Genomic DNA, 24,787 nt, shown 5'->3' with positions numbered 1-24,787 from the left:
TTAATTTATTTTAAATGCTTTTAGATAATGTTTCTGCAAGAATCAAAGCATTGTAGGCGTTGATCATTTTTCCTGATTTTGAAGTATCAGTTGCCGATTTTTTTTCATTATTTTCCCCTAATTCTACTGACGCCGGAAGTGGTGTTCCAGAATCCATTAGGATTTGTTTCACTTGCTTTGCAGATAATTTTGGATAATAGGACCGAACTAATGCTGCAACTCCGGCTGCATTTGGCGAAGCCATAGAAGTTCCTTGTTCGTATTTGTATTTATTATTTGGAACAGAAGCATAAATTTCCATTCCTGGAGCATATACATCTACATTAATAGTTCCATAATTAGAAAATGGCGCAACCACCGTTTGTCCGTAAACATCATTCAATGCCCCAACAGTAAGGACATTACTCGCAAATTCTATTTTATTGTCTTCTGAATCATTTGGAAAATTGATGTTTTTCGCTACATCAATATCATTTCCATCGTTTCCTGACGCATGTACAAATAAAACGTCTTTCTTTTCCGCATATTTTATTGCATCAAATACCCATTGCTTGTGTGGAGAATAACTTTTTCCAAAACTTCCATTGATTACTTTTGCTCCATTATCTACGGCATATCTTATTGCCAAAGCAATATCTTTATCATACTCATCACCATTAGGAACGGCTCTTACGGACATAATTTCCACATTATTTGCAATTCCGTCTCCACCGATATTGTTATTTCTAACTTGGGCTATGATTCCGGCAACGTGCGTTCCATGCATTGCTTCTTCTTTATCCGGTCCATACACAATGTTATTTCCGTATTTAGTGTCTTTGATGTCATCCGGATTATCGCCAACCACTTTTCTTCCATTGAATTCTTTGTTCAAATTGTAATTCAATTGGTCATAGATATATTTTCTATATTCTTCGATGTCTGCGTTGAAATTTGGACCTCCTTGTGCAATAACACTAGTCATAATCGTTTTACTTCTATTCAATTTATCGTCAGAAGTGACAATTGCTTTCAATTCGTCTAACGTGTAATTGTCCTTCTTCAAATAAGTCTGAATAGATTTATTTGTGCTCATTAGAAAGTCCACTTGTTGCTTTCCTTCTAATGCTTTTTTGTATTTATCTTCGTAATCCGCTTTAGCTGCTTTATAAGCCACAGATCCATCGTCTGCTTTTTTCAGCATTCTAGTCATTTCCAAATTTTCAAATCCGGAATCGCCAAGGAAATTCCACCCGTGAATATCATCGATAAACCCATTTTTGTCATCATCAATTCCGTTGCCAGAAATTTCTTTTGCGTTGGTCCAAATTACCGATTTAAGATCTTCATGGTCAATATCTACACCCGAATCAACAATTCCTACAATGACTTTAGTGCCTTTTTTACCTTTCAATAATTCAGCATACGCTTTATCAACGCTCATTCCTGGGATAGTATCTTTTACCAAATCTAAATGACTCCATCGTTTCAAATCGTTTTCACTAATAGGAGCAATTTTCTTAATTATTTGGGGAGTAGTTACCGTCATTGGAGCGGCAGTATGAGAAACTTTCTTTTGAGCACTACAACTTACTAATGCAAAAAGCGCAAAAGCCGAAAAGTAGATAGGTTTAATATGATTCATTTATGATTTTTTAAAATTAAATGCGCGCCTAAATTATGTTTTTTTGCTACAAAAATTAAATAGATTAACACTCTATTATGATTTGCGGACAACTGTTTAAAGAAATAAATTTGAGGAAAAGTTGTTTGGTTCAAAATAATAAATGGAAGGACAATTTGCCCTTCCATTTACAATTAAGTTAAATTATTTACTATTTAGACATTTTTTCTGCCATCAATATCGCATTGTAAGCATTTACTATTTTTCCAGATTGAGACAAGGCAGTAAAAGATCGAGTGTCATTTGGTTTTCCTCCAACAATAACATCTGCTGTAATCGCTACTCCTGAATCCATCAAAATATGTTTTACTTGTTTTGCAGATAATTTTGGATAATAAGAACGAATTAATGCTGCAACTCCGGCAACATTTGGCGAAGCCATTGACGTTCCTTGTAAATATTTATACGTATCGTTTGGTGTGGTGGCATAAATTTTCACTCCAGGTCCAAAAGTGTCAACATTGATTTTTCCATAATTAGAAAAACGCGCCACTACTTTGTTTCCGTATTCAAAATTCAATGCTCCAATTGTGATTACATTATCAGCAAATTCAGTTACTTTATCATCAGAATCGTTCGGGAAATTATTCTCTGTATCGATGTTTTTCGCATCATTTCCAGCTGCATGGACAATCAACACATCCTTTTTCTCGGCATATTTGATAGCGTCGTAAACCCATTGTTTGTGTGGTGAAAAGCTTTTCCCAAAACTTCCGTTAATTACTTTAGCACCATTATCAACTGCATAACGAATTCCAAGAGCAATATCTTTGTCGTATTCATCACCATCTGGCACAGCGCGGACGGTTAGAATTTCAACATTATTTGCTATTCCGTCCCCACCTAATTGATTGTTTCTAGTTTGAGCAACAATTCCGGCAACATGGGTTCCGTGAAGTATTCCATTTTTATCCGGACCCATTACGTTATTGTTTCCGTATTTTGTATCGGTAATATCTTCTGGGTTATCGCCTACAATTTTTCTGTAATCGGCTTTTAGGTTGTCTCCTTTTAAAGTCGCATCAAAACCATCCAATTGTTTTTGAACTGCGATTTTCAAGTCTGCTACAGGCATGCCATAAGAAAGCATTTGTTCCATTGAAGCCTTGCTTTTTTGCATTAATGGTTCTTGTGAAACAATTGCTTTAACTTCTTCCATGGTGTAAACTGGTTTTCCAAAATGCTTTGCCAAAGTAGCATCACCATCTTTTAGAGCTGCTAACATTTGCTCAGAGCGTGTTTTCCCCGAAGCTGCATCAGCAACTTTTTTATCATTTAATGCTTTTGCAGCCTGATAAGTTACGCCATCAACTAAGTTTTTATTCTTTAAAATTCTCTCGTATTCCAAATTCTCTTTGGTAATATCTCCAAGAAAATTCCAACCGTGAATATCATCAACATATCCGTTTTTGTCATCGTCAATACCGTTTCCGGCAATTTCCTTTTTATTGGTCCAAACCACAGATTTCAAATCTTGATGCTCGATATCCACTCCTGAATCTACAATTCCCACGATAACTTTTACTCCTTTTTTATTTTTCAATAATTCAGAATACGCTCTATCAACGCTCATTCCCGGAATGGTATCGTTTACGATATCTAAATGACTCCAACGTTTTAGATCGTTTTCAGTTATTGGTGCCTTTTTTTTAATGTTTAATGGGGCACTTATGGCATTAGTATTTGCCATAGAATTAGAAACTTGTTTTGAAGCGCCACATCCTGCCAAAACTAATAGGGCAAATGCAGATAAATAAATTGGTTTAATGCTATTCATGAATATTATATTAAATTTTAAGTGTTTGTCTAAAAAAAACTGTTTTGTTACAAAAATTTTTATGACTGATATTATTTTAGGATTTGTTCACAACTGAAAACTTCCTTCAATCTAACCCCTTTTTCCGTTTTTTCAACGGTAATGATTTCGTTATGCGCATCGTGTTCCAAGAATAAATAGTAATTATTTTCGGCAGCGGCATTTAGAAATTTTGCTTTTTCTGGCATGGTCAACAAAGGTCTGGTATCATAGCCCATCACATAAGCAATAGGAACGTGTCCGGCTGTTGCCAATAAATCAGCGCAGAAAACAATCGTTTTATCCTTATATTGAATGTGTGGAATCATTTGTTTTTCGGTATGACCATCGGCAAAGAAAATACCAAATCCCAACTCTGATTTTTCAAGGAAATCGCCCTCGGGTCTTTGGATAAAATTTAGTTGCCCGCTTTCCTGCATCGGCAAAATATTTTCAGACAAGAATGACGCTTTCTCTCTCGGATTTGGTTTTGTAGCCCATTCCCAGTGATTTTCATTAGACCAGAATTTAGCATTTTTAAAAGCCGGTTCGTATCCTGTTCTATCAGCGTTCCATTGCACGCTTCCACCACAATGGTCAAAATGTAAGTGCGTCATAAAAACATCGGTAATATCATCCCGATGAAACCCATGTTTCGCCAAAGATTTATCCATCGAATGGCTTCCCCAAAGTGAGTAATACCCAAAAAATTTCTCGGATTGCTTGTTACCCATTCCGGTATCAATCAAAATTAATTGGTTTCCATCTTCAATTAATAGACATCGGGCAGCAATGTCAATTAAATTGTTTTCATCGGCAGGATTGGTTTTATTCCAAATGGTTTTTGGTACAACGCCAAACATAGCGCCACCATCGAGTTTAAAATTTCCGGTTTCTATAGGATATAGTTTCATGTTCTTTATGTTTTTTGACAGGTTCCAAAGTTAAGGAATTCAAATGCTTTTAGTCGTTTCAAATAGCTTTTTTCTATTTTGACATTGGTTATAAAAATGTTATCAATTATGGAAAAAGGTTTTTATATAGTATCTTTGCGGTTAATTTAGACAAAATCAAAATAACGATATGATAAAAGTTTCTGATACTGCAAAAAAGAAAATCATCGACCTTATGAAAGATGATGGTTTTGATGCTGCTGTCGACTACGTTAGAGTTGGCGTGAAAAGCGGCGGATGTTCTGGATTGTCTTATGATTTAAAATTTGATAAAACAAAGAGCGAAGATGATAAAATCTTCGTTGATAACGATATAACGATTGCTGTTGAAAAAAAATCTTTCCTTTATTTAGCCGGGACCATATTAGAATTCTCAGGAGGAATAAACGGAAAAGGGTTTATTTTTAATAATCCAAATGCCAACAGAACTTGTGGTTGTGGAGAATCATTTTCATTATAGTCGAATGTCGAAAGTCATAAAGTCGAAAGGCTTGTAATGACTTTAAAACTTTAGACTTTAAAACTTTAAGACAAAAAATATGTCAAAATACACAGAAGACGACTTAAAAATCGAACTCGAAACTAAAGAATACGAATACGGATTTTACACTGAATTAGAATCGGAAACGTTTCCTATTGGTTTAAATGAAGATATCGTTCGCGCTATTTCGCAAAAAAAAGGAGAACCACAATGGATGACCGATTGGCGTCTGGAGGCTTTTCGTGCTTGGGAGCAAATGACCGAGCCAGAATGGGCTAATGTTCATTATACCAAACCTGATTTTCAGGCCATCTCCTATTATTCAGCGCCAAAAGCGGTAGATCCTAATAAAACATTGGACGATGTAGATCCGGAACTTTTAGAAATGTACAAAAAGTTAGGCATCTCTGTCGATGAGCAAAAAATGATGAATAATGTGGCTATGGATATCGTAGTCGACTCCGTTTCAGTAGCGACAACATTCAAGAAAACATTGGGCGAAAAAGGAATTATCTTTATGAGTATTTCTGAAGCTATCAAAGAACATCCAGAATTAGTTCGTAAATATTTAGGAACAGTTGTGCCGCAAAAAGATAATTTCTATGCCGCATTAAATTCGGCTGTTTTTTCTGATGGTTCTTTCTGTTATATTCCAAAAGGTATCCGTTGTCCGATGGAACTTTCGACTTATTTTAGAATCAATCAAGCAGGAACAGGACAGTTCGAGAGAACCTTATTAATCGCTGACGAAGGCAGTTACGTAAGTTACCTAGAAGGTTGTACCGCTCCAAGTCGTGATGAAAATCAGTTGCACGCTGCTGTAGTGGAACTAATCGCTTTGGACGATGCCGAAATCAAATATTCTACTGTTCAAAACTGGTATCCTGGAAACAAAGAAGGTAAGGGTGGCGTTTTCAATTTTGTGACTAAAAGAGGAATCTGCGAGAAAAACGCAAAAATTTCTTGGACACAAGTAGAGACCGGTTCTGCCATTACTTGGAAATATCCTTCCGTAATATTAAAAGGAGACAATTCAACAGGCGAATTTTATTCGATTGCTGTTACTAATAATTTCCAACAAGCCGATACGGGAACAAAAATGATCCATTTAGGTAAAAACACTAAATCGACTATTATTTCTAAAGGAATTTCTGCTGGAAAATCACAAAACAGTTACCGTGGTTTAGTAAGAATTTCACCAAATGCAGATAACGCCAGAAACTTTTCTCAATGTGACTCGTTACTTATGGGAAATAATTGTGGCGCGCATACTTTTCCTTATATCGAAAGTAAAAATCCATCAGCCAAAATAGAACATGAGGCTACAACAAGTAAAATTGGCGAAGACCAAGTTTTCTATTGCAACCAACGTGGAATTCCTACTGAAAAAGCCATTGCTTTAATCGTAAACGGTTTCAGTAAAGATGTATTGAATAAATTGCCAATGGAATTTGCTGTAGAAGCTCAAAAATTATTAGAAATTTCTCTTGAGGGAAGCGTTGGATAATTTGAATATGGGAAACAAGAAAGTTATTATTGTCGGTTCTTCCAGAAGCAATGGAAATACTTCAAAAATAGTTGATAAAATTTCCACACAGATAAATGCTGATATTATTGATTTAAGAGATTATTCGATTTCCTATTATGATTATGAAAGTCATAATAGAGCCGATGATTTTTTGCCTTTAATAGCTTCAATTATTGAAAAATATGACACACTGGTTTTCGCAACACCCGTTTACTGGTATAGCATGAGTGGGATAATGAAAGTATTTTTTGATCGCTTTTCTGATTTAATTAGAATCGAAAAAGAATTAGGTCGAAAATTAAGAGGTAAAAATATGTTTGTGATTTCAAATTCTGATGATGATACATTAGATTATGATTTTCAATTGCCCTTCCGATTATCCGCAGAATATTTAGGAATGAAATATTTAGGAGAAAAGCATTTATCCTATCAAACAATAAAAGACCACGAACATATAAATAGTATTTTAGAATAAAAGAGAATTTAAATCCTTTTAAAATTAAAGAAAACATGTTAAGTATAAAAAATTTACACGCCTCCATTGGAGACAAAGAAATATTAAAAGGAATTAACCTTGAAGTAAAAGCGGGAGAAATTCATGCGATTATGGGACCAAACGGTGCCGGAAAAAGTACGCTCTCAGCAATCATTGCAGGAAATGAGAATTACGAAGTAACCGAAGGGGAAATCCTTTTAGAAGGCGAAGATATTTCTGAATTGGCTCCCGAAGAGAGAGCACATAAGGGCGTATTCTTATCGTTTCAATATCCAGTGGAAATCCCAGGAGTTTCTGTGACTAACTTTATGAGAACAGCAATAAACGAAACTCGTAAAGCACAAGGTTTAGAGGAAATGCCTGCGAATCAAATGCTGAAAGTGATTCGTGAAAAATCAGAATTATTAGAAATTGACAGAAAATTTTTGTCCCGTTCTCTTAACGAAGGTTTTTCTGGTGGGGAGAAAAAACGTAACGAGATTTTCCAAATGGCGATGTTAGAACCAAAATTGGCTATTCTTGATGAAACTGATTCTGGACTAGATATTGACGCACTTAGAATTGTTGCCAATGGAGTGAACAAACTGAAAAGTGATAAAAATGCTATTATCCTAATCACACACTACCAAAGATTATTGGATTATATCGTTCCTGATTTTGTTCACGTATTGTACAACGGAAAAATTGTAAAATCCGGCGATGCAAGTCTAGCATTAGAATTAGAAGAAAAAGGGTACGACTGGATTAAACAAGAACAAGAAGCTTAAAATTTTGTTTGAAGTTTAAAGTTTAAAGTTGCCATCAGATAACTTTAAACATTTAAACCTTAAACTTTAAACAATAAAGAAAATGGATTTAAAAGAAAAATTATTATCGTCTTTTATGGCTTTTGAAGAGCGCATCGATGTTCATTCAGAACTGCATGATGTGAGAACATCAGCTATAAAAAACTTTGAAGATAAAGGGTTCCCAACCAAAAAAGACGAAGCTTGGAAATACACTTCGCTAAATGCCATCTTGAAAAATGACTTTACCGTTTTTCCAAAGCACGAAAGTTCAATTGAATTTAACCAGGTAAAAAAATATTTTTTACACGAAGTAGATACTTATAAAGTAGTGTTTGTCGATGGTGTTTTCAATTCGCATTTATCGTCAACAACTCACGATGGGATTGACGTTTGCTTAATGTCTTCGGCATTGAACAAACCAAAATACAAAATGGTTATTGATACTTATTTTAACCAAATTGCAAACAAAGACGAGAGTTTGACTTCCTTGAATACGGCTTTCGCCAATGAAGGAGCATATATCAACATCCCCAAAAGTAAAGTTGCTGACAAGCCTATCGAGATTATGTATTTCTCAACAGGAAGTGAAGCAGCGCTTATGGTGCAACCAAGAAACTTGGTAATCGTTGGCGAGAATTCTCATGTTCAAATTATCGAACGTCATCAAAGTTTGAATGAAAATCCGGTTTTAACCAATTCGGTTACCGAGATTTTTGCTCAAAAACGCGCGATTGTCGATTATTATAAAATACAAAATGATACACTTGAAGCGAATTTAATTGATAACACCTACGTTTCTCAGAAACAGGAAAGTCACGTTTCAGTTCATACTTTTTCTTTTGGAGGAAACTTGACAAGAAACAACTTGAATTTCTATCACTTTGGCGAAAGATTGACAAGCACTTTAAATGGAATCACCATTATAGGCGAAAAACAACACGTAGATCATTATACTTTGGTGAAACATTCGACTCCAAATTGCGAAAGTTTCCAAGATTACAAAGGAATCTATTCGGATCGTTCTACAGGAGTTTTCAACGGAAAAGTGTATGTGGAGAAAGAGGCACAGAAAACAAATGCGTTCCAAAAAAGCAATAACATTTTATTGAGCGACAAAGCGACTATAAACGCCAAACCGCAATTGGAAATTTTTGCTGATGATGTCAAATGTTCTCACGGTTGCACCGTTGGACAACTCGATGAAACAGCAATGTTCTACATGCAACAACGTGGAATTCCACAAAAAGAAGCCAAAGCTTTGTTGATGTATGCGTTCACCAATGCGGTTATTGAAAACATCAAAATACCAGAATTAAAACAACGAATCACCAAAATTATCGCTACGAAATTAGGCGTGAAAATGGGATTTGATTTGTAGTATTTAACCGCAAAGGTCACAAAGTTATACGCAAAGGGCGCAAAGTTTATATAGCTTTGCGCCCTTTGTAATTTTACTTAGTGTGCTTTATGGAAGCGATTATCCCACTCAACATTCCATTAAAATCAAATTTTGGGTCTTCCACTAAACCCATTCGTACAATCACCAAATCCAGCGATGGAATAATAGCCACCATTTGACCTTGATAACCACTACAGAAATACATATCTCTGGGAACATCTGGAAATCTACCGCCGGCATTCAGCCAAAAATGGGCTCCATATTTTCCATTGGAACCGGCCGTAGGTGTTGCCACATATTTTGCCCAACTTTCGTCAAAAAGTGTTGTTCCATTCCAATTTCCTTTGTGCAAATACAACAAACCAAGTTTTGACCAGTCGCGCGTTGTAGCCCAACCATACGACGAGCCCACAAAATTCCCTGCCATATCCGTTTCAACTACCATAGAGTTCATTCCAATTTTATCAATCAAAGCCGAGTACCAAAAATCAAGATATTCCTGGTGTGATTTAAATTGCTTTCTCAAAATCCCTGACAACAAATTAGTCGTTCCCGAAGAATAATTCCAATGCGCATTGGGTTTAAAAGCTGTTGGTTTCTCCAATTGTATTCGGGTCATATCTTTCGCTTGGAAAAGCATGTTGGTAGCGTCACAAATCGTACTATAATTTTCTTCCCATTCCAGTCCTGAATTCATGTGAAGCAAATCATTTGTCGTGATTATTTTGCGATCGTCCTTTTGCCATTCCGGTATAGGAGCCGGTTTGTAAATATCATATTTTCCTTGTTTCTGAAGAATTCCAAAGAGAGTCGCCGTAACACTTTTAGTCATCGACCAGCCTAGAATTTTGCTGTCTTTATTGAAACCGGTATCATATTTTTCGGCAATAATTTTGTCTTTGTAGATGACTAAAACCGATCGGCTTCTTTTACTTAGTTCTCCTTTTTTATCGAAAGCATTGGCAACAGCCACATTCAATTTTGCATAATCGACATTGGTAAAAACAGTGTCCAAAGGGTCTTTATTCCCATAAGGAAAAGGTAAATTATTGTTTAATTTTGTTCTTTTGGGAACTTCATACGGTTTACTGACATCAAAATCATTCGTAATTAAAGTGGCCCCCAACCCTTCTCTGTAAATTGCTTTTCTTTCTTTCAAACCATACACTGAAGCCACAGCAAATTTTCCCGCATCATTTATACTATTTTCAGCATAATCGATCATTTTAATATCATTATCTCCTTTTTCAATTGTTGATTGTGAACGATGATCGATGAAATGTCCCGAAGCAATACTTTTGGCTGAAAAGCCAGAAATTAAATCCAGTTTTGGATAAGTAGTGAATCCCAAATAAAAAACACCAATAAAAGAAGCGAAACCAACAAGCTTGAAGAATTTTTTCATTTTGATAAGGAATTAATTTATTGCAATTTAATAAAATAAACAATCACTAATTCAATAAAATATTTCTATGAAAGCATAAGAAACAAGCATAAAAATTAATCGATTCGTTGCCAAAACGGTGTGGTTTTTCATTACTTTTGTATTTAGAACTTTTCTAAATAATTATGCTAGATATAAATAAAATTAGAGCCGATTTTCCCATACTTTCACAAAAAGTAAACGGAAAACCATTGGTTTATTTCGATAACGGTGCTACTTCGCAAAAACCACAAGTGGTAATTGACGCGATATCAAAATATTATCAGGAGATTAATGCAAATATTCATCGTGGCGTTCATACACTAAGTCAATTGGCAACCGATGCTTATGAAGCTTCTCGTGGTAAAATTCAAAATCACATTAATGCTAAATTTGCACACGAAGTGCTTTTTACTTCGGGAACAACGCACGGAATTAACTTGGTTACAAATGGATTCGCTTCTATTTTAAAACCGGGTGATGAAGTTTTGGTATCGGCATTGGAACACCACAGCAATATTGTGCCTTGGCAAATGTTATGCGAAAAAACAGGTGCAATTTTACGCGTAATTCCAATGAATCAAGACGGCGAATTAATCATGGCGGAATATGACAAACTGCTTTCGGATAAAACTAAAGTTGTTACCGTAAATCACATTTCAAATGCCCTTGGAACTGTCAATCCAATAAAATACATGATTGATGAAGCGCACAAATTTGGCGCTGCAGTTTTGATTGATGGAGCACAAGCGGTTCCACATTTAAAACCAGATGTTCAGGAATTAGATTGTGATTTCTATGCTTTTTCAGGACATAAAATTTGCGGACCAACGGGAACCGGGATTTTATACGGAAAAGAAGCGTGGTTGAATAAATTACCGCCGTATCAAGGTGGAGGCGAAATGATCAAAGAAGTAACCTTCGAAAAAACAACTTATGCTGAATTACCTCATAAATTTGAAGCTGGAACGCCTAACATTGCAGGCGGAATTGTTTTGGGAACAGCTGTAGATTATATGAACGAAGTTGGTTTTGACAACATTCAACAACAGGAATTAGAATTGCTAGAATATGGAACCAAACGATTACTGGAAATTGAAGGTTTGAAAATTTTTGGCACAGCCAAGGAAAAAACTTCCGTAATTTCGTTTAATATTGAAGGAATTCATCCCTATGATATTGGTACGATAATTGACAAATTAGGAATAGCCGTAAGAACGGGTCATCATTGTGCGCAACCTATTATGACTTTCTTCAATATTCCCGGAACGATAAGAGCTTCATTTGCTTTTTATAATACCAAGGAAGAAATTGATGCTATGGTCGCAGCAGTGAAAAAAGCGCAACTCATGTTATCCTAAAAATATAAAATTATGAAATTACCATAATTGAAAATCATAAACAATAAAGGAAGAATGGTGATACCATGTTCCTATAACCAACCAAATATTATCTACACATGAAAATACTTTCTTTATTATTCCTGACTATTTTTCTTGGAAAAGGTTGCGATAGCGCCAAAGCTCAAGATATTGAAACCGCTGTTATTGAATACACCGCCAATACCAGAGGTTTTTATCAAAAAATAACAGTCAAAAATCAAATGGTGACAGTTTCAAAAGACAGAAATGGAACTGACAACGCTGTCGCTAAGAAAATATCGGAGGCTGACTGGAATGAATTGGTGACTTGTTTTAAGAAAGTGAAATTGGATAGTTTGGCTAAATTAAAAGCGCCAACCGCAAAACGTTTATACGACGGTGCACCTATTGCCAATTTGAAAATCACCTATAAAGATAAAACCTATGAATCCATTAGTTTTGACCATGGTTTTCCACCAAAAGAAATTAAGAAATTCGTTACCAAAATTAATTCATTTGTTAAAAAAGAATAACACTGAAATAAATTCAGCATACTATGAAAATTAAAGAGATACAAGAAGAAATAGTTGACGAGTTTTCGATGTTTGATGATTGGATGGAACGTTATGAATACATCATCGAATTAGGAAAAAAACTTCCTTTAATCAAAGAAGAGTTCAAAACCGAAAACAATCTGATCAAGGGCTGTCAATCAAAAGTGTGGTTGCAGGGTGAACAAAATGATGATAAAGTTGTTTTTACCGCTGATAGCGATGCCATTTTAACCAAGGGCATTATTGCCATCTTGATACGTACTTTTTCTAATCAAAGTGCTAAAGATATTCTGGAAGCCGACATGGAATTTATTGACGAAATAGGTCTTAAAGAACATTTATCACCTACTCGAGCCAATGGATTGGTTTCGATGATAAAAAATATTAAGATGTATGCATTGGCATTCAACTCACAAAATTAAAGTTATTATTCGAATGGAAAAAATAATTTTTTTTATATTAATTTTAGTTGGTAATATTGCTTCTTCACAAAAAAGCATACCCGAAAGCTACTCAAAAATCAAATTCGTTTATGAGCAAAAATCTAACTTTTTCACTGTAGATAACAAAGTGTACGCCGATACATTATTGCTCAAAGTTGAATTTCCGAAAACAAAATTTACAAAAGTAGTAAGTCCTCAAGATTCTTTAAAGATAATTGGGTCCGTTAAAATAAAAAGTCTTAGTAAGGAAGAAATAAAGAGATTAGAAAGTCAATTATATCATAACACTCATCTTATACAAGGAATTCATAATCTAAAAACAAACAAGACAACGCTTTTTTTTAAAAGAGGAAGTGGAGAATTAATTAAAACTTTTAGAGAGAATTTCGGGCATAACTTTACGCCTTTTGCATATAAAATTATAATTGATTATAACAAAAAAACAATAAACACGAATTATCCTAAGGTTAATTATTCGAAATCATTTCAATCAGAATTAAAAAAAATCGACTTTGTTGATGCAGAGAAAGAAATGGGATCATGTAGTTACCAAACGGCTAACGGTATCATGACTGATATAGTTAATTTTAATAAGTTGTACAATATTAAAGTCGCTACTGATATGATATTTTCTAATAATGATTACGGAGTTGAAAAAATAGTTAGCTTTTTTCATACAACTACATTAACATCTGTAACCTACGAGTAAAACAATATAAATAGAAAAAAATGACACAAGAAATAGACACCACTGAATTAGGAGAATCAATCGTAAAAATATTAAAAACAATTTATGATCCGGAGATTCCTGTAGATATTTACGAATTAGGATTGATTTATGACGTAATGGTAAATACGGATTATGAAGTGAAAATTTTGATGACACTTACTTCTCCAAACTGTCCTGTGGCAGAGAGTTTACCTCGAGAAGTGGAAGAAAAAGTAAAATCGATTGAGCATGTAAAAGACGCCGAAGTTGAAATCACATTTGACCCGCCTTGGAGCAAAGATTTAATGAGCGAAGAAGCTAAATTAGAATTGGGAATGCTTTAGAAAGTATTCAGTTTGCAGTCGCAGTTTTCAGTTCTACAACTAAGACTGCGACTGCGACTGTAAACTAAAAAAAAAATGGAAGAAATAATAAATAAAGTTGCGAATAGTGTTTTGGTCGTATTTGATTTGGAGGATTATTATCCAAAGGAAATTCGTACGCAAATCGATATTTCTCAATGGCTTTTGGAAGGTTTTTTATTGAAAGAAAAAGACTTTAGAGAACATTTAAAAAATCACGATTGGTCACAATATCAAGATCAATATGTCGCGATTGGATGTAGCACAGATGCTATTATTCCGGCTTGGGCTTCGATTTTGGTGGCCATTCAATTAGCGCCATATGCAAAGAAAATCATCAACGGATCAATAGAAGATTTAGACGCTTCACTTTACGAAGAATTGCTGCCTAAAATTGATTACTCGGTATATGAGAATAAACCCGTAATTATAAAAGGGTGTTCTAGAAAACCAGTTCCAATGCGTGCTTATGTATTGGCTGCCAATTATTTACAGCCTTTCGCTAGAAGCATCATGTATGGAGAGGCTTGTTCTGCGGTTCCTTTATACAAAGCACCCAAAAAAGGATAATTAATCCCATTTTTTTCTTACTTTTATATTAGAATCTAAATAAAAGATTATGAAAAAAACAGTACTTTCAATCGTTTTTCTTTTGATTATAGTTTCTGTCAATGCACAAGAAACTTCAAATGACACCATAAAATTTTGGACAAAAAAAGGAAATATTTCTTTGCTTTTTAATCAAACTGCTTATAACAGCAAATGGTTGGGCGGTGGAACTTCAAACCTTGCAGGGAATTTTGGTTTGAATTATGATTTCAATTACAAAAAAGAAGATATAATTTGGGACAATAAATTCATCGCAGCCTATGGCTTAACCAAAGTAAAAGGTTCTAAAGTCGCAAAAACAGATGATAGATTAGAGCTGAATTCGCTTTGGGGTAAAAAAGCCAAAGGCGACTGGTACTATTCTATGTTTTTCAATATGAAAACACAAATGGATGTTGGTTATGACAACGACGGAAATGGCATTTCTCATTTCTTCTCGCCTGCATATTTTCAATTAGGGCCTGGTATGTTGTGGAAAAAAAGCAATAATTTAAGTGTGAATTTTTCTCCGGCAACTGCAAAATTAATTTTGGTACACAAGCATTTTACGGATTTCGGTTCTTCTTTTGGCGTATTACAAGGAGATAGCTCCCGTTTTGAATTTGGCGCCAGTATTTCCGCCTATTACAAACTCAATGTAATGACAAATATTTCTATTGAAAATCGATTGAATTTATATTCCAATTATTTAGACAAACCACAAAACGTTGATATCGATTATCAAATGAATGTGGTTATGAGAATCAACAAATATGTAACTGCGAATCTAGCAATACAGGGAATTTATGATGATAATACAATCAAAGCGGTTCAAGTACGAGAAGTGTTTGGCTTAGCGGCCAATTACGGTTTTTAGAAACAGGATTTTTAATAAAAAAGAACTTTAGAAAATAGTTTTCAAAAGGGATTTTTTTTAGTTTGTAATGTTTTGAAATGGAGCTTTTTAAGCTATCCGCGTTGCAAACGCTATGATTTGTCTCTTAATTTAAGTAGGTACTCGTCGCAGACGAGCACCAGAGGGGATTCCATTAAACCCACAATCTTGCTAAACGGCGGTTATGCTTAGCCTTTTTTATTTATTTTGGTTCGTTTTCTAACTTGATTTTTATTTTAGCTAATATTTCTTCTTCAAGTGCTTTTTTTATTTTTCTGTTTTCAAAATAGCCAAAATCATTATTTAAATTTTTCCATTCTGCATTATCATCTTGCATTCTGACAAAAGCAAATGTTGTACTATTTTTTCCATTCGGTCTTGTCCACGTTAACAGCATTTTGTTGTGAAAATTAAAATAAATATGATGCCAATGGTCAGTTGTGTCTTTATCTTCCCAACCTTTCCCAATATGTAAGTAGATATTTTCTTTTCTTACATTTTCAGCTGCTTCAATTACTTTTTCTTCAGGGTAGTTTAGCTCGTAATGTTCGGCATAAGGATAACTTCCAGGTGCAAATGCACTTCCTAATTTGTAAAAGAAAAACAGAAATAATATTAATCCTCCAATAATATAAATATTTTTTCTTTTCATTTAAGTTTCGTTTTTTTAAGGTTAAGCACAACGTTATGCCACTTTGAGATGGCTGGAAGTTCGTAACCACTCAATTTTCGGCTTAACGAAAACTTGATGCGAAACGGTAATTCCACTAAATTCCAGCTAGCTCAAAATGGCGGTTGGCATTAGTTATTTAGTATTTATCTTGAGTTCCGTTTTCTATTCTTTGTTGCTTAATTTTACCTTTGTTATTCGTGATATATTCAATTCCTTCCGCCAAATCATTTTCTTTATTAGTTTTCTCTATCTCAAGATTTTTTTCATCCACAAATTTCACTTTCTTATAAATGTCTTTGTATGATTGAATGCTTTTAACTTCGGCTTTTACTCTTTTATAAACGGCAAGTCCTTTCTCAACATCATTAAATCCATATCCATTCATATATTCTCCAATTAGTTGATTAAATGAATTAAAAAGTTGTTTTAATTCAAATGCTTCTGAACCAATGCCTCCCATTCTTTTTTTATCCAGCATATTCATAAATATTCTGGCTCTTGCTTGAGCGGTCATAAACCAATAAAAGGCATCATCTTTTTTCCCTAAATCGTATAGTCTAACCGATAAAATATAAAGGCTTGCAATGTCAGTATTGTTTAAATCATTTTTAATTTTTGTTTCTAATGTTTCTAATTCTGAAATATCGTTTGAGAGAAGTTCTTTCTGATATTTTCCAATAGTAATTGTTAATGGTTCGTAATTGTAATATGGCAATGCGTAAAATGGAATTCGTCCATTTTGACTTTGCCCATATCCAAAGGAGCTTATAAAAATAAAAATTATGAGAGGTAAAAGATTGTTTTTTGTTTTTATTAATTTCATTTTTCTATGTTTTCGATTGTTTATAATTACTGCCAACTTGTATATAGGTCTGACAAAATAAGACTTATCGCCCCAAAATTGGGTAGCTATGTCTGATAAACGTCAGAATTTATTTATGATCAAATGTATACTTTTTTAAACAAATGTGCCAAAAAACAATCTACTAGTAATTGTGAAAATCAATAGCAATTCTATCACCCAAATCCCGCATGAGGGATGGTCCCGAAGTGTCGGGATTCTGACGCAGCTGCAACGATAGTGAAAGCTGGGACATGACCCAAAAAAATCCCTCTTGAAATTCAAAAGGGATTTGGTGTGTTATAATGAGAGGAATTGCTTATTCTTCTTCGGTTTCTTCTTTGTCTTCTTTCTCAACCGCATCTTTATAATCCGGATACAAGAACTTATTATAAGGAAAACGCGTGATATGAATGTGTCTAACCGCTTCATAAACGCGTTCTCTGAATTCTTCGAAATTTTCTTTGTTTGTTGCCGAAATAAACAGTGCATTTTGTTCTCCAACCTTATTCATCCAAGTTGACTTCCATTCTTCCAAAGTAAAATGTCTTGGCGTTTTTTCGGTCATTAAATCATCTTCATCAATTGTCAATGGTTTGTAAGCATCGATTTTATTAAAAACCATAATGACCGGTTTGTCATTGCATTTAATGTCCGATAATGTTTTATTCACCGATTCGATTTGATCTTCAAATTCAGGGTGCGAAATATCAACAGCATGCAATAATAAATCGGCTTCACGAACCTCATCCAAGGTGCTTTTAAAAGAATCCACCAATTGTGTTGGTAATTTTCTAATAAATCCTACGGTGTCCGAAAGCAAAAAAGGTAGGTTTTTAATCACTACTTTCCGAACGGTGGTATCCAATGTCGCAAAAAGTTTGTTTTCTACAAAAACATCACTTTTCCCAACCGCATTCATCAAGGTTGATTTCCCAACATTCGTATATCCTACCAAAGCAACACGAACCATAGAACCGCGATTACCTCGCTGTGTACCCATTTGTTTGTCGATGCTTTTTATTTTTTCTTTCAATAAAGCAATCCTGTCGCGAACAATACGTCTATCGGTTTCAATCTCCGTTTCTCCAGGTCCACGCATTCCAATTCCCCCTTTTTGGCGTTCCAGGTGAGTCCACATTCCAGAAAGTCTTGGCAGTAAATATTGACATTGTGCTAATTCTACTTGGGTTCTTGCGTAAGACGTTTCGGCACGTTGCGCAAAAATATCCAAGATAAGGTGTGTCCTGTCCAGAATTTTACAATCTATAATTTTAGAAATATTTTTTTGTTGGGAAGGCGACAATTCATCATCAAATACCAAAGTCGAAATATCATTCTCTTTTACAAAAAGATTGATTTCCTCTATTTTTCCGGTACCCACAAAAGTTTTGGGATTTGGGCGTTCCATTTTTTGAGAAAAGCGTTTGATTACTTTCCCGCCTGCGGTAAAAGTCAAAAACTCTAATTCATCAAGATATTCGTTTAGTTTCTCTTCACTTTGATTTTGAGTTACTATACCTACAATGGCCGTTTTTTCGAAATTTATTACTTCTTTTTCTAACATGATTTTAAATAAGCTACAAATTTAATGATTTGCTTTGTACTTATGAAGTTCTGTGATTATAAAAAAGCAGAAGGTGTGAATAATGATAATTTCACGATCCCATTTAAGATTTTTTTTAATTGCAATACTATAAACGGATTCCGCATTTAGTTGTGGGGATTGAAAGTTAATTTATATTTTTAGTTAATTTTACAGGAACTTAAACCTAAATTAATGCATCGATTTTTGCCTTTCCTTTTTGTGTTATTTTTTCCAATATTAATGTTAGCTCAGGATAATTCTGAGTCTTTATTGAATCAGTTGGACCAAACAATCGAGAATCACCAAGTGTATTCGGACCAAAAAGAGAATAAAATAAATTCATTCAAAAAACTTTTGAAATCTAATTCGAATGACCTTCAAAAACTTGAAATTTACGGCAAACTCTTCGACGAATATCGATTATATAAATCGGATTCTGCATTAGTTTTTGCACGAAAGAGTTTGCAGATAGCCCTTAAACTAAAAGGTCAAAAAAAAAGCAGTCTTGCAGCACTCAATCTAGCCTCGATAATGGGTACTTTGGGAATGTATAAAGAAGCAATTGATATTCTTTCAAAAAACACGTTTGCTGATTCTCCCGAATTAAAAGGTTCTTATTATAGCGTAAATCGAATTATTTATGGATACATGAATGATTATGCCACGTCTAGTTATGAGAAAAATAAATATGCTTTATTAACAAAAAAATATAGGGATTCCGCGTTACAGTATTTTCCCAAACAATCTTGGGAATATAATATTACCCAATCGGAAATATTAATTGATACGGGTCATTACGACCAATCCTTACAATTATTGCAAACTATTTTCCCGACTATTCCTCTCACGGATCCAAATCGTGCGGTCTTTGCTTATATAATTTCTCATGTGTATCATCAAAAGAAAGACAGAGAATCCGAAAAAAAATGGCTTACTATTTCTGCTATTTCCGATTTGCAACTGGCTAAGAAAGAAAATATTTCCCTACGGAATTTGGCTTTTTTATTATACGAAGAAGGGGAAATTGATCGAGCCTACAAATACATACAGCGTTCTCTTGAAGATGCACTTTTTTGCAACGCACGTTTAAGAACCTACGAAATATCCAAAATGATGCCTATCATCAGCGAAGCGTATCAACATCAAAATCAAACCAATCAAAGACAACTTATACTGTTTTTGATTAGTGTGAGTGTATTAACCGTTATCTTATTAGTGGTTATGATACTGCTTTTTAAGCAAATGAAAAAATTAAAAATAGCACAAAAGGATCTAAATCTGGCAAATGAACAATTGTCGGAACTAAATGTTGCCCTGCAAGCTTTTAATTTAAAACTAAATGAAACTAACAATACACTAACCGAAGCTAATCTTTTAAAAGAAATATTTATTGGTCGATACATGGATCAGTGTTCGGATTATATTGGTAAACTGGAAGGCTATCAAAGTAAATTAAATGTAATGGCGACCGCCGGTAAAATGAATAATTTGGTAAACGCGATAAAATCGAAACAGTTTATTGAAGACGAATTAAAAGAGTTTTACACCAATTTTGACAAAACCTTTTTACAACTCTTTCCCAATTTTATTAGTCAATTTGAAGATTTGCTAATCGATACTGAATTAACCCAATTGAAAGACGGAGAACTTCTAAATACGGAATTAAGAATTGTTGCATTGATCCGTTTGGGCATAAAGGATAGCAATAAAATAGCTGTATTTTTAAGATATTCCATATCTACAATTTATAATTATCGTTCGTTATTAAAAAATAAAGCGAAAGGACCAAGGGAGGAATTTGAAGCAAAAGTGATGTCAATAGGGACCAACACGCCATAAAATAATCCTTTTATTGCAGCATTCAAGGCTAAAAAAGATAATTTTACTTTCATAAAAACTACTTTTTTTTATTTCAAATACTGTATAATTCACTATCTTACAACACCTTAAATCCATTTTTAGAATTCAAAAACCTACTATTTTACAGTACTGGTTAAAGACAAAAGGGAAATCGCTTATTTTTACTTTCTGTAGATTTAATTATCCTGATTGCGCTTGGTAACAAGTGTGAAATTTCTAATTTTTTCTAGTGAACCCAAAAAACTATTAATTATTAATTCAATCAAAAAAATGAAGCATTTAATTTTCACTGCCTTATTCTGGCTTTCATTATTTAGCACGGCCCAAGCACAACAACTAAAATCACCCGATGCAGCACTCGTAATGGGATTTTCGTTGCAAAATGACGGAACTCCTACTTATACGTTGAAATATAAGAACAAAGAGGTCATAAAAACCAGCAAATTAGGTTTGGAACTAAAAAACGACAAAAAATCGTTGCTAAATGACTTTACGATTATAGATACTAAAGCCACTTCGTTTGACGAAAACTGGAAACCTGTTTGGGGTGAAGTAGCCGAAATTCGCAATCATTACAACGAACTTGCCGTTACTTTAAATCAAAAAGGAACCGATAGACAAGTTGTTATTCGTTTTCGATTATTCAATGATGGTCTTGGATTTCGCTATGAATTCCCTTCGCAAAAAAACCTTACTTATTTTGTAATCAAAGAAGAAAGAACGCAATTTGCCATGACGGGCGACCACACCGCATATTGGATTCCTGGAGATTACGATACGCAAGAATACGATTACACGACTTCAAAATTATCTGAAATCAGAGGGTTAGCTGAAAAAGCAAAAACTGCGAATGTATCGCAAACTTCTTTTTCTACAACAGGAGTTCAAACTTCATTGATGCTGAAAACGAATGATGGAATTTATATCAATTTACACGAAGCTGCATTAATTAATTATTCTTGTATGCATTTGAATCTTGATGATAAAAACATGGTTTTCGAATCATGGCTTACACCTGATGCAATAGGAGACAAAGGAAATATGCAGGCTCCAAATCACTCGCCTTGGCGCACGATTATGGTAAGTGATGATGCCAGAGATATTTTGGCTTCAAAAATCACTTTAAACTTAAACGACCCTTGTAAAATAGAGGATACTTCTTGGATCAAGCCCGTAAAATATATTGGGGTTTGGTGGGAAATGATTACTGGTAAAAGCTCTTGGGCGTACACAGATGATTTCCCAACGGTACAACTTGGCGTTAGCGATTTTTCAAAAGCAAAACCAAATGGCAAACACGGTGCAAATAATACCAACGTGAAGAAATACATTGACTTTGCTGCCGCAAATGGTTTTGATGGTGTTTTGGTTGAAGGTTGGAATGAAGGTTGGGAAGACTGGTTTGGTCATTCTAAAGATTATGTTTTTGACTTCGTAACTCCTTACCCAGATTTTGATGTGAAAGGTATCGAAGCTTACGCAAAATCTAAAGGAGTAAAAATGATTATGCACCACGAAACTTCGGGATCTGTTCGTAACTATGAGAGACACATGGATAAAGCGTACCAATTTATGAAAGACAATGGATATGACGCTGTAAAAAGCGGATATGTTGGTTCTATCATTGAAAACGGGGGAAATCATTATAACCAATTCATGATTAACCACTATCAATATGCAGTTGAAAAAGCAGCCGATTATAAAATTATGGTTAATGCGCATGAAGCAGTTCGTCCTACGGGAATTTGCAGAACGTATCCAAATTTAATTGGTAACGAAGCAGCCAGAGGAACAGAATATCAATCTTTTGGAGGTTCAAAACCAAACCACGTAACGTTATTGCCATTTACACGATTAATCGGTGGACCGATGGATTACACTCCAGGGATATTTGAAATGGATTTAACAAAATTGAACCCTGACAATCATTCGCATGTGAACAGTACCCTTGCCAATCAACTGGCTTTATACGTAACAATGTACAGCCCGCTGCAAATGGCAGCAGATTTACCGGAAAATTACAACCGCTTTTTGGATGCTTTTCAGTTTATTAAAGACGTTGCTATAGATTGGTCTGAAAGTAAATATCTTGAAGCAGAACCTGGTCAGTACATTACTGCCGCCCGTAAAGCAAAAGGAACCAACAACTGGTTTATAGGAAATGTAAATGGTGAAACCCCAAGGACTTCAAACATTAAATTTGATTTCTTAGAAAAAGGAAAAAAATACACGGCTACGATTTATGCAGATGCGAAGGATGCCCATTATAAAACAAATCCACAGGCATACATGATTAGAAAAGTAACAGTGACTAACAAGTCTAAATTGTCACAACTCTCAGCGCCAGGTGGAGGTTATGCTGTTAGCATTATAGAAATCAAAAAGTAATTACTTTATAAAAGTAGAAAAGGCTGTCTAGAATTTTAGAAAGCCTTTTCTTGTTTTTGGAATGAACGTAAACTAATTTACTTTGATCAATTTAACATCAAAAAGAATAACAGAACCACCCGGAATTGGTCCGCTGCCATTACTACCATAACCCAAAGCAGACGGGATTAATAAAATACCGTTACCGCCTTCTTTAAAATAAGGAATTCCTTCTGTCCATCCTTTGATTACTTGTTGCAAACCAAACGATATACCAGCGTCACCGCTTTTGTCAAATACATTTCCATTCGTAAAATATCCTTTGTAAGCCACTGTAACATTAGAAGAAGCTGTTGGTTTAACACCCGTTCCTGCTTCATTAATCACATAATATAAACCTGAATCGGTTCTTGTAGCGGTTAATTTATTTTTGGCAATGTAATCTGTAATTTCTTTTTCATTTTGAGCTGTATAATCAACAGCCGCTGTTGGTTTTTCTGTATCCGATAAGCAAGAAACGAACAATAAAGAAACAAGTGATAATAAAATAGATTTCATAATTTGATTTGATTTTAGAGCTGCAAATATATAAAATTCCTTCTGTAGCCTTAGCGAAAAATTATATCATCTCGGATTCAAATAGTTTCCATTTAAATAAAAACAATTAGTTCCCAAACACTTGCACATCATCCACTTGAAAAGCACCATCTAACGCCAGGTTTTTTCCAGAACCGGTATATTTAAATGCGATGTTTATTTTACCTTTATAAGAAGATAAATCCACTCCGCCAGAACCCACAAACTGATACCATGGTGTGGCTTGTTTAGGTAGTTTAACCGTCACAGGAATCCAAGTTGCTGTTGCCACATTCAATCCGTCAAAATCACTAGAGACATAGACTTCAAGCGAATTTAGTTGAGAATCAACATCCAAATGATGCTGTGCTGCTCTAAAAGTCAATATTTCCTTGGTGTGGGTATCCATGTCAATTTTCGGGGAGATTAACCAGGCCACATTAGCAATTACTTTTGCTCCTGTGGTGTTGAATTCAGCACAACCGTTGCCTGAATAGAAGGTTCCTTTCCAGAAAATAGTACCTTTTTGAGCAATGTTTACCCAACCGGGAAGGCTGAGATTTGTTTTGTCCACCACGGTTTGAAAATCTTGGGAGAAAAATGGCGCTGCTCTTGTTGCTGTCATGACCACATCTTTTGCTGAACGTGGTAAAAGTTGGTAATCGGTTCCGTATTTAGTCAAAACACCTTTTACTTTTCCGCTTCCGTTTGGAACTAAATTCCCTGCAAAATCACTAAAACTACTGGTTCTGAAATACACTTGATTTCCAAATTTGTCCTCCAAACTCCAATTGGTCGCTCCACCTACATTATTCGTATCTTCAAAATAATGTCGTCCGGCTGCAGCCGCCGTAAACTGAACATCGGATAGTTCAACCAGCGTATTTAAGTTCGAATCATTGGTTAAATCAGCAATCGTGATGGCTTTTACTAGTTGCGTTTCGGCTATGGTCGTGCAGGATGCATGAAGAACGTTTTTATAGTCATTTTGCGAAAGCCTTCCCACTGATCCCTCATTATACGAATTCACATAAATACTGCCTATTCGCAGTCCGCCAAAGGAAATATCCGTGTATTGATCTTTTAATTTTAGATACACTTTGTTGCCTAATCTGTAATCTATATAGGTATTAGATGCATCAACGGGAACACTAAAACCTATTGCAGGCGTTGTGGCTGTTGCCAAAGTTTGGAAAGAAATCGACTTGAAAAAATTACCGTTTTCGTCACTTGAAACGACATAAGCCTCAATAATATCATCGTATTTGTATTGCGTTACAATTGCATTGGCATTTGTCCGAACTTCTGCAACGCTTCGGTTTATGGTAAAATCAGGTTGCGTACACTTTAATTCCGGGACGGGAACCTCCTCTTTTACACAACTGGAAAAAGTAACGGCGATAAGTATAACAGCAAAAATTAGATGGTAAAAAGTCGTTTTCAT

23 protein-coding genes are annotated in these 24,787 nt (G+C 34.7%); 14 read left to right on the top strand and 9 right to left on the bottom strand.

Annotated elements, in window-relative coordinates; genetic code table 11:
- Nucleotides 1-10: 10 nt before the first annotated feature.
- The 3 genes from H4V97_RS10110 to H4V97_RS10100 form a co-directional block, all read right to left on the bottom strand.
- Nucleotides 11-1,624 carry a S8 family peptidase gene (locus tag H4V97_RS10110; RefSeq protein WP_209549648.1) on the bottom strand — a complete coding sequence of 538 codons (1,614 nt, stop codon included), beginning with the start codon at nt 1,622-1,624 and terminating at the stop codon, nt 11-13.
- 190 nt (nt 1,625-1,814) lie between these two features.
- Nucleotides 1,815-3,440, bottom strand: a complete 1,626-nt coding sequence (locus tag H4V97_RS10105; RefSeq protein WP_209549647.1) for a S8 family peptidase — start codon at nt 3,438-3,440, stop codon at nt 1,815-1,817.
- Nucleotides 3,441-3,511: 71 nt separating this feature from the next.
- The gene (locus H4V97_RS10100) at nt 3,512-4,372 is read right to left on the bottom strand and encodes an MBL fold metallo-hydrolase (RefSeq protein ID WP_209549646.1); all 861 of its coding nucleotides are present in this window, start codon (nt 4,370-4,372) and stop codon (nt 3,512-3,514) included.
- A 169-nt stretch (nt 4,373-4,541) separates the two neighbouring features.
- Here H4V97_RS10100 and H4V97_RS10095 point away from each other — a divergent pair, with 169 nt between their 5' ends.
- The 5 genes from H4V97_RS10095 to sufD all read left to right on the top strand — a co-directional run bounded on the left by H4V97_RS10095 (nt 4,542) and on the right by sufD (nt 9,082).
- Entirely contained in the window at nt 4,542-4,871 is a 330-nt protein-coding gene (locus H4V97_RS10095; RefSeq protein WP_196850391.1) for a HesB/IscA family protein, read from the top strand.
- A 79-nt stretch (nt 4,872-4,950) separates the two neighbouring features.
- On the top strand, nt 4,951-6,399 hold the full coding sequence (gene sufB / locus H4V97_RS10090) for a Fe-S cluster assembly protein SufB (protein ID WP_209549645.1): 1,449 nt from the start codon (nt 4,951-4,953) through the stop codon (nt 6,397-6,399).
- Between the two features lie 7 nt (nt 6,400-6,406).
- Nucleotides 6,407-6,895 carry a flavodoxin family protein gene (locus H4V97_RS10085; RefSeq protein WP_196850393.1) on the top strand — a complete coding sequence of 163 codons (489 nt, stop codon included), beginning with the start codon at nt 6,407-6,409 and terminating at the stop codon, nt 6,893-6,895.
- A gap of 35 nt (nt 6,896-6,930) precedes the next feature.
- On the top strand, nt 6,931-7,683 hold the full coding sequence (gene sufC / locus H4V97_RS10080) for a Fe-S cluster assembly ATPase SufC (protein WP_196850394.1): 753 nt from the start codon (nt 6,931-6,933) through the stop codon (nt 7,681-7,683).
- Nucleotides 7,684-7,765: 82 nt separating this feature from the next.
- Complete coding sequence (gene sufD, locus H4V97_RS10075; protein WP_209549644.1) at nt 7,766-9,082, top strand: Fe-S cluster assembly protein SufD; 1,317 nt, start codon at nt 7,766-7,768, stop codon at nt 9,080-9,082.
- Nucleotides 9,083-9,155: 73 nt separating this feature from the next.
- Here sufD and H4V97_RS10070 read toward each other — a convergent pair whose 3' ends face one another.
- A complete protein-coding gene (locus tag H4V97_RS10070; protein WP_209549643.1) occupies nt 9,156-10,508 on the bottom strand; it encodes a serine hydrolase domain-containing protein in 1,353 nt (450 codons plus the stop codon).
- 164 nt (nt 10,509-10,672) lie between these two features.
- On the opposite strand from H4V97_RS10070, the gene H4V97_RS10065 reads away from it, so the two are divergent.
- From H4V97_RS10065 to H4V97_RS10035, 7 genes are all read left to right on the top strand, one after another.
- Entirely contained in the window at nt 10,673-11,887 is a 1,215-nt protein-coding gene (locus H4V97_RS10065) for an aminotransferase class V-fold PLP-dependent enzyme (RefSeq protein WP_209549642.1), read from the top strand.
- A 98-nt stretch (nt 11,888-11,985) separates the two neighbouring features.
- Nucleotides 11,986-12,420 (top strand): hypothetical protein, encoded by a 435-nt coding sequence (locus H4V97_RS10060; RefSeq protein ID WP_196850398.1) that lies wholly within the window; start codon nt 11,986-11,988, stop codon nt 12,418-12,420.
- Nucleotides 12,421-12,443: 23 nt separating this feature from the next.
- Nucleotides 12,444-12,863: a SufE family protein gene (locus H4V97_RS10055; RefSeq protein ID WP_209549641.1), complete on the top strand. Its 420-nt coding sequence runs from the start codon at nt 12,444-12,446 to the stop codon at nt 12,861-12,863.
- A gap of 13 nt (nt 12,864-12,876) precedes the next feature.
- Nucleotides 12,877-13,593, top strand: coding sequence for a hypothetical protein (locus tag H4V97_RS10050; protein WP_209549640.1), 717 nt, complete (start codon nt 12,877-12,879; stop codon nt 13,591-13,593).
- A gap of 20 nt (nt 13,594-13,613) precedes the next feature.
- Nucleotides 13,614-13,937 carry an SUF system Fe-S cluster assembly protein gene (locus H4V97_RS10045; RefSeq protein WP_126455787.1) on the top strand — a complete coding sequence of 108 codons (324 nt, stop codon included), beginning with the start codon at nt 13,614-13,616 and terminating at the stop codon, nt 13,935-13,937.
- Nucleotides 13,938-14,012: 75 nt separating this feature from the next.
- Nucleotides 14,013-14,525, top strand: a complete 513-nt coding sequence (locus H4V97_RS10040) for a DUF2480 family protein (RefSeq protein ID WP_196850401.1) — start codon at nt 14,013-14,015, stop codon at nt 14,523-14,525.
- A gap of 49 nt (nt 14,526-14,574) precedes the next feature.
- The gene (locus tag H4V97_RS10035; RefSeq protein WP_196850402.1) at nt 14,575-15,420 is read left to right on the top strand and encodes a DUF3078 domain-containing protein; all 846 of its coding nucleotides are present in this window, start codon (nt 14,575-14,577) and stop codon (nt 15,418-15,420) included.
- A 220-nt stretch (nt 15,421-15,640) separates the two neighbouring features.
- On the opposite strand, the gene H4V97_RS10030 is transcribed toward H4V97_RS10035, so the two are convergent.
- From H4V97_RS10030 to hflX, 3 genes are all read right to left on the bottom strand, one after another.
- Nucleotides 15,641-16,090 carry a hypothetical protein gene (locus H4V97_RS10030; protein WP_196850403.1) on the bottom strand — a complete coding sequence of 150 codons (450 nt, stop codon included), beginning with the start codon at nt 16,088-16,090 and terminating at the stop codon, nt 15,641-15,643.
- 157 nt (nt 16,091-16,247) lie between these two features.
- Complete coding sequence (locus H4V97_RS10025; protein WP_209549639.1) at nt 16,248-16,934, bottom strand: hypothetical protein; 687 nt, start codon at nt 16,932-16,934, stop codon at nt 16,248-16,250.
- Between the two features lie 337 nt (nt 16,935-17,271).
- The gene (gene hflX, locus H4V97_RS10020; RefSeq protein WP_209549638.1) at nt 17,272-18,519 is read right to left on the bottom strand and encodes a GTPase HflX; all 1,248 of its coding nucleotides are present in this window, start codon (nt 18,517-18,519) and stop codon (nt 17,272-17,274) included.
- A 213-nt stretch (nt 18,520-18,732) separates the two neighbouring features.
- On the opposite strand from hflX, the gene H4V97_RS10015 reads away from it, so the two are divergent.
- Complete coding sequence (locus tag H4V97_RS10015; RefSeq protein WP_209549637.1) at nt 18,733-20,379, top strand: DUF6377 domain-containing protein; 1,647 nt, start codon at nt 18,733-18,735, stop codon at nt 20,377-20,379.
- A gap of 291 nt (nt 20,380-20,670) precedes the next feature.
- Nucleotides 20,671-22,788 (top strand): glycoside hydrolase family 97 protein, encoded by a 2,118-nt coding sequence (locus tag H4V97_RS10010; RefSeq protein WP_209549636.1) that lies wholly within the window; start codon nt 20,671-20,673, stop codon nt 22,786-22,788.
- 72 nt (nt 22,789-22,860) lie between these two features.
- Here H4V97_RS10010 and H4V97_RS10005 read toward each other — a convergent pair whose 3' ends face one another.
- Nucleotides 22,861-23,325 (bottom strand): FKBP-type peptidyl-prolyl cis-trans isomerase, encoded by a 465-nt coding sequence (locus tag H4V97_RS10005; RefSeq protein WP_209549635.1) that lies wholly within the window; start codon nt 23,323-23,325, stop codon nt 22,861-22,863.
- Nucleotides 23,326-23,431: 106 nt separating this feature from the next.
- Complete coding sequence (locus H4V97_RS10000; RefSeq protein WP_209549634.1) at nt 23,432-24,787, bottom strand: DUF5689 domain-containing protein; 1,356 nt, start codon at nt 24,785-24,787, stop codon at nt 23,432-23,434.

The sequence above is a fragment of the Flavobacterium sp. CG_23.5 genome (assembly GCF_017875765.1).
Lineage (GTDB): Bacteria > Bacteroidota > Bacteroidia > Flavobacteriales > Flavobacteriaceae > Flavobacterium.
The sequence above is the reverse complement of the archived record's forward strand: the minus strand, read 5'-3'. Positions and strand labels throughout refer to the sequence as shown.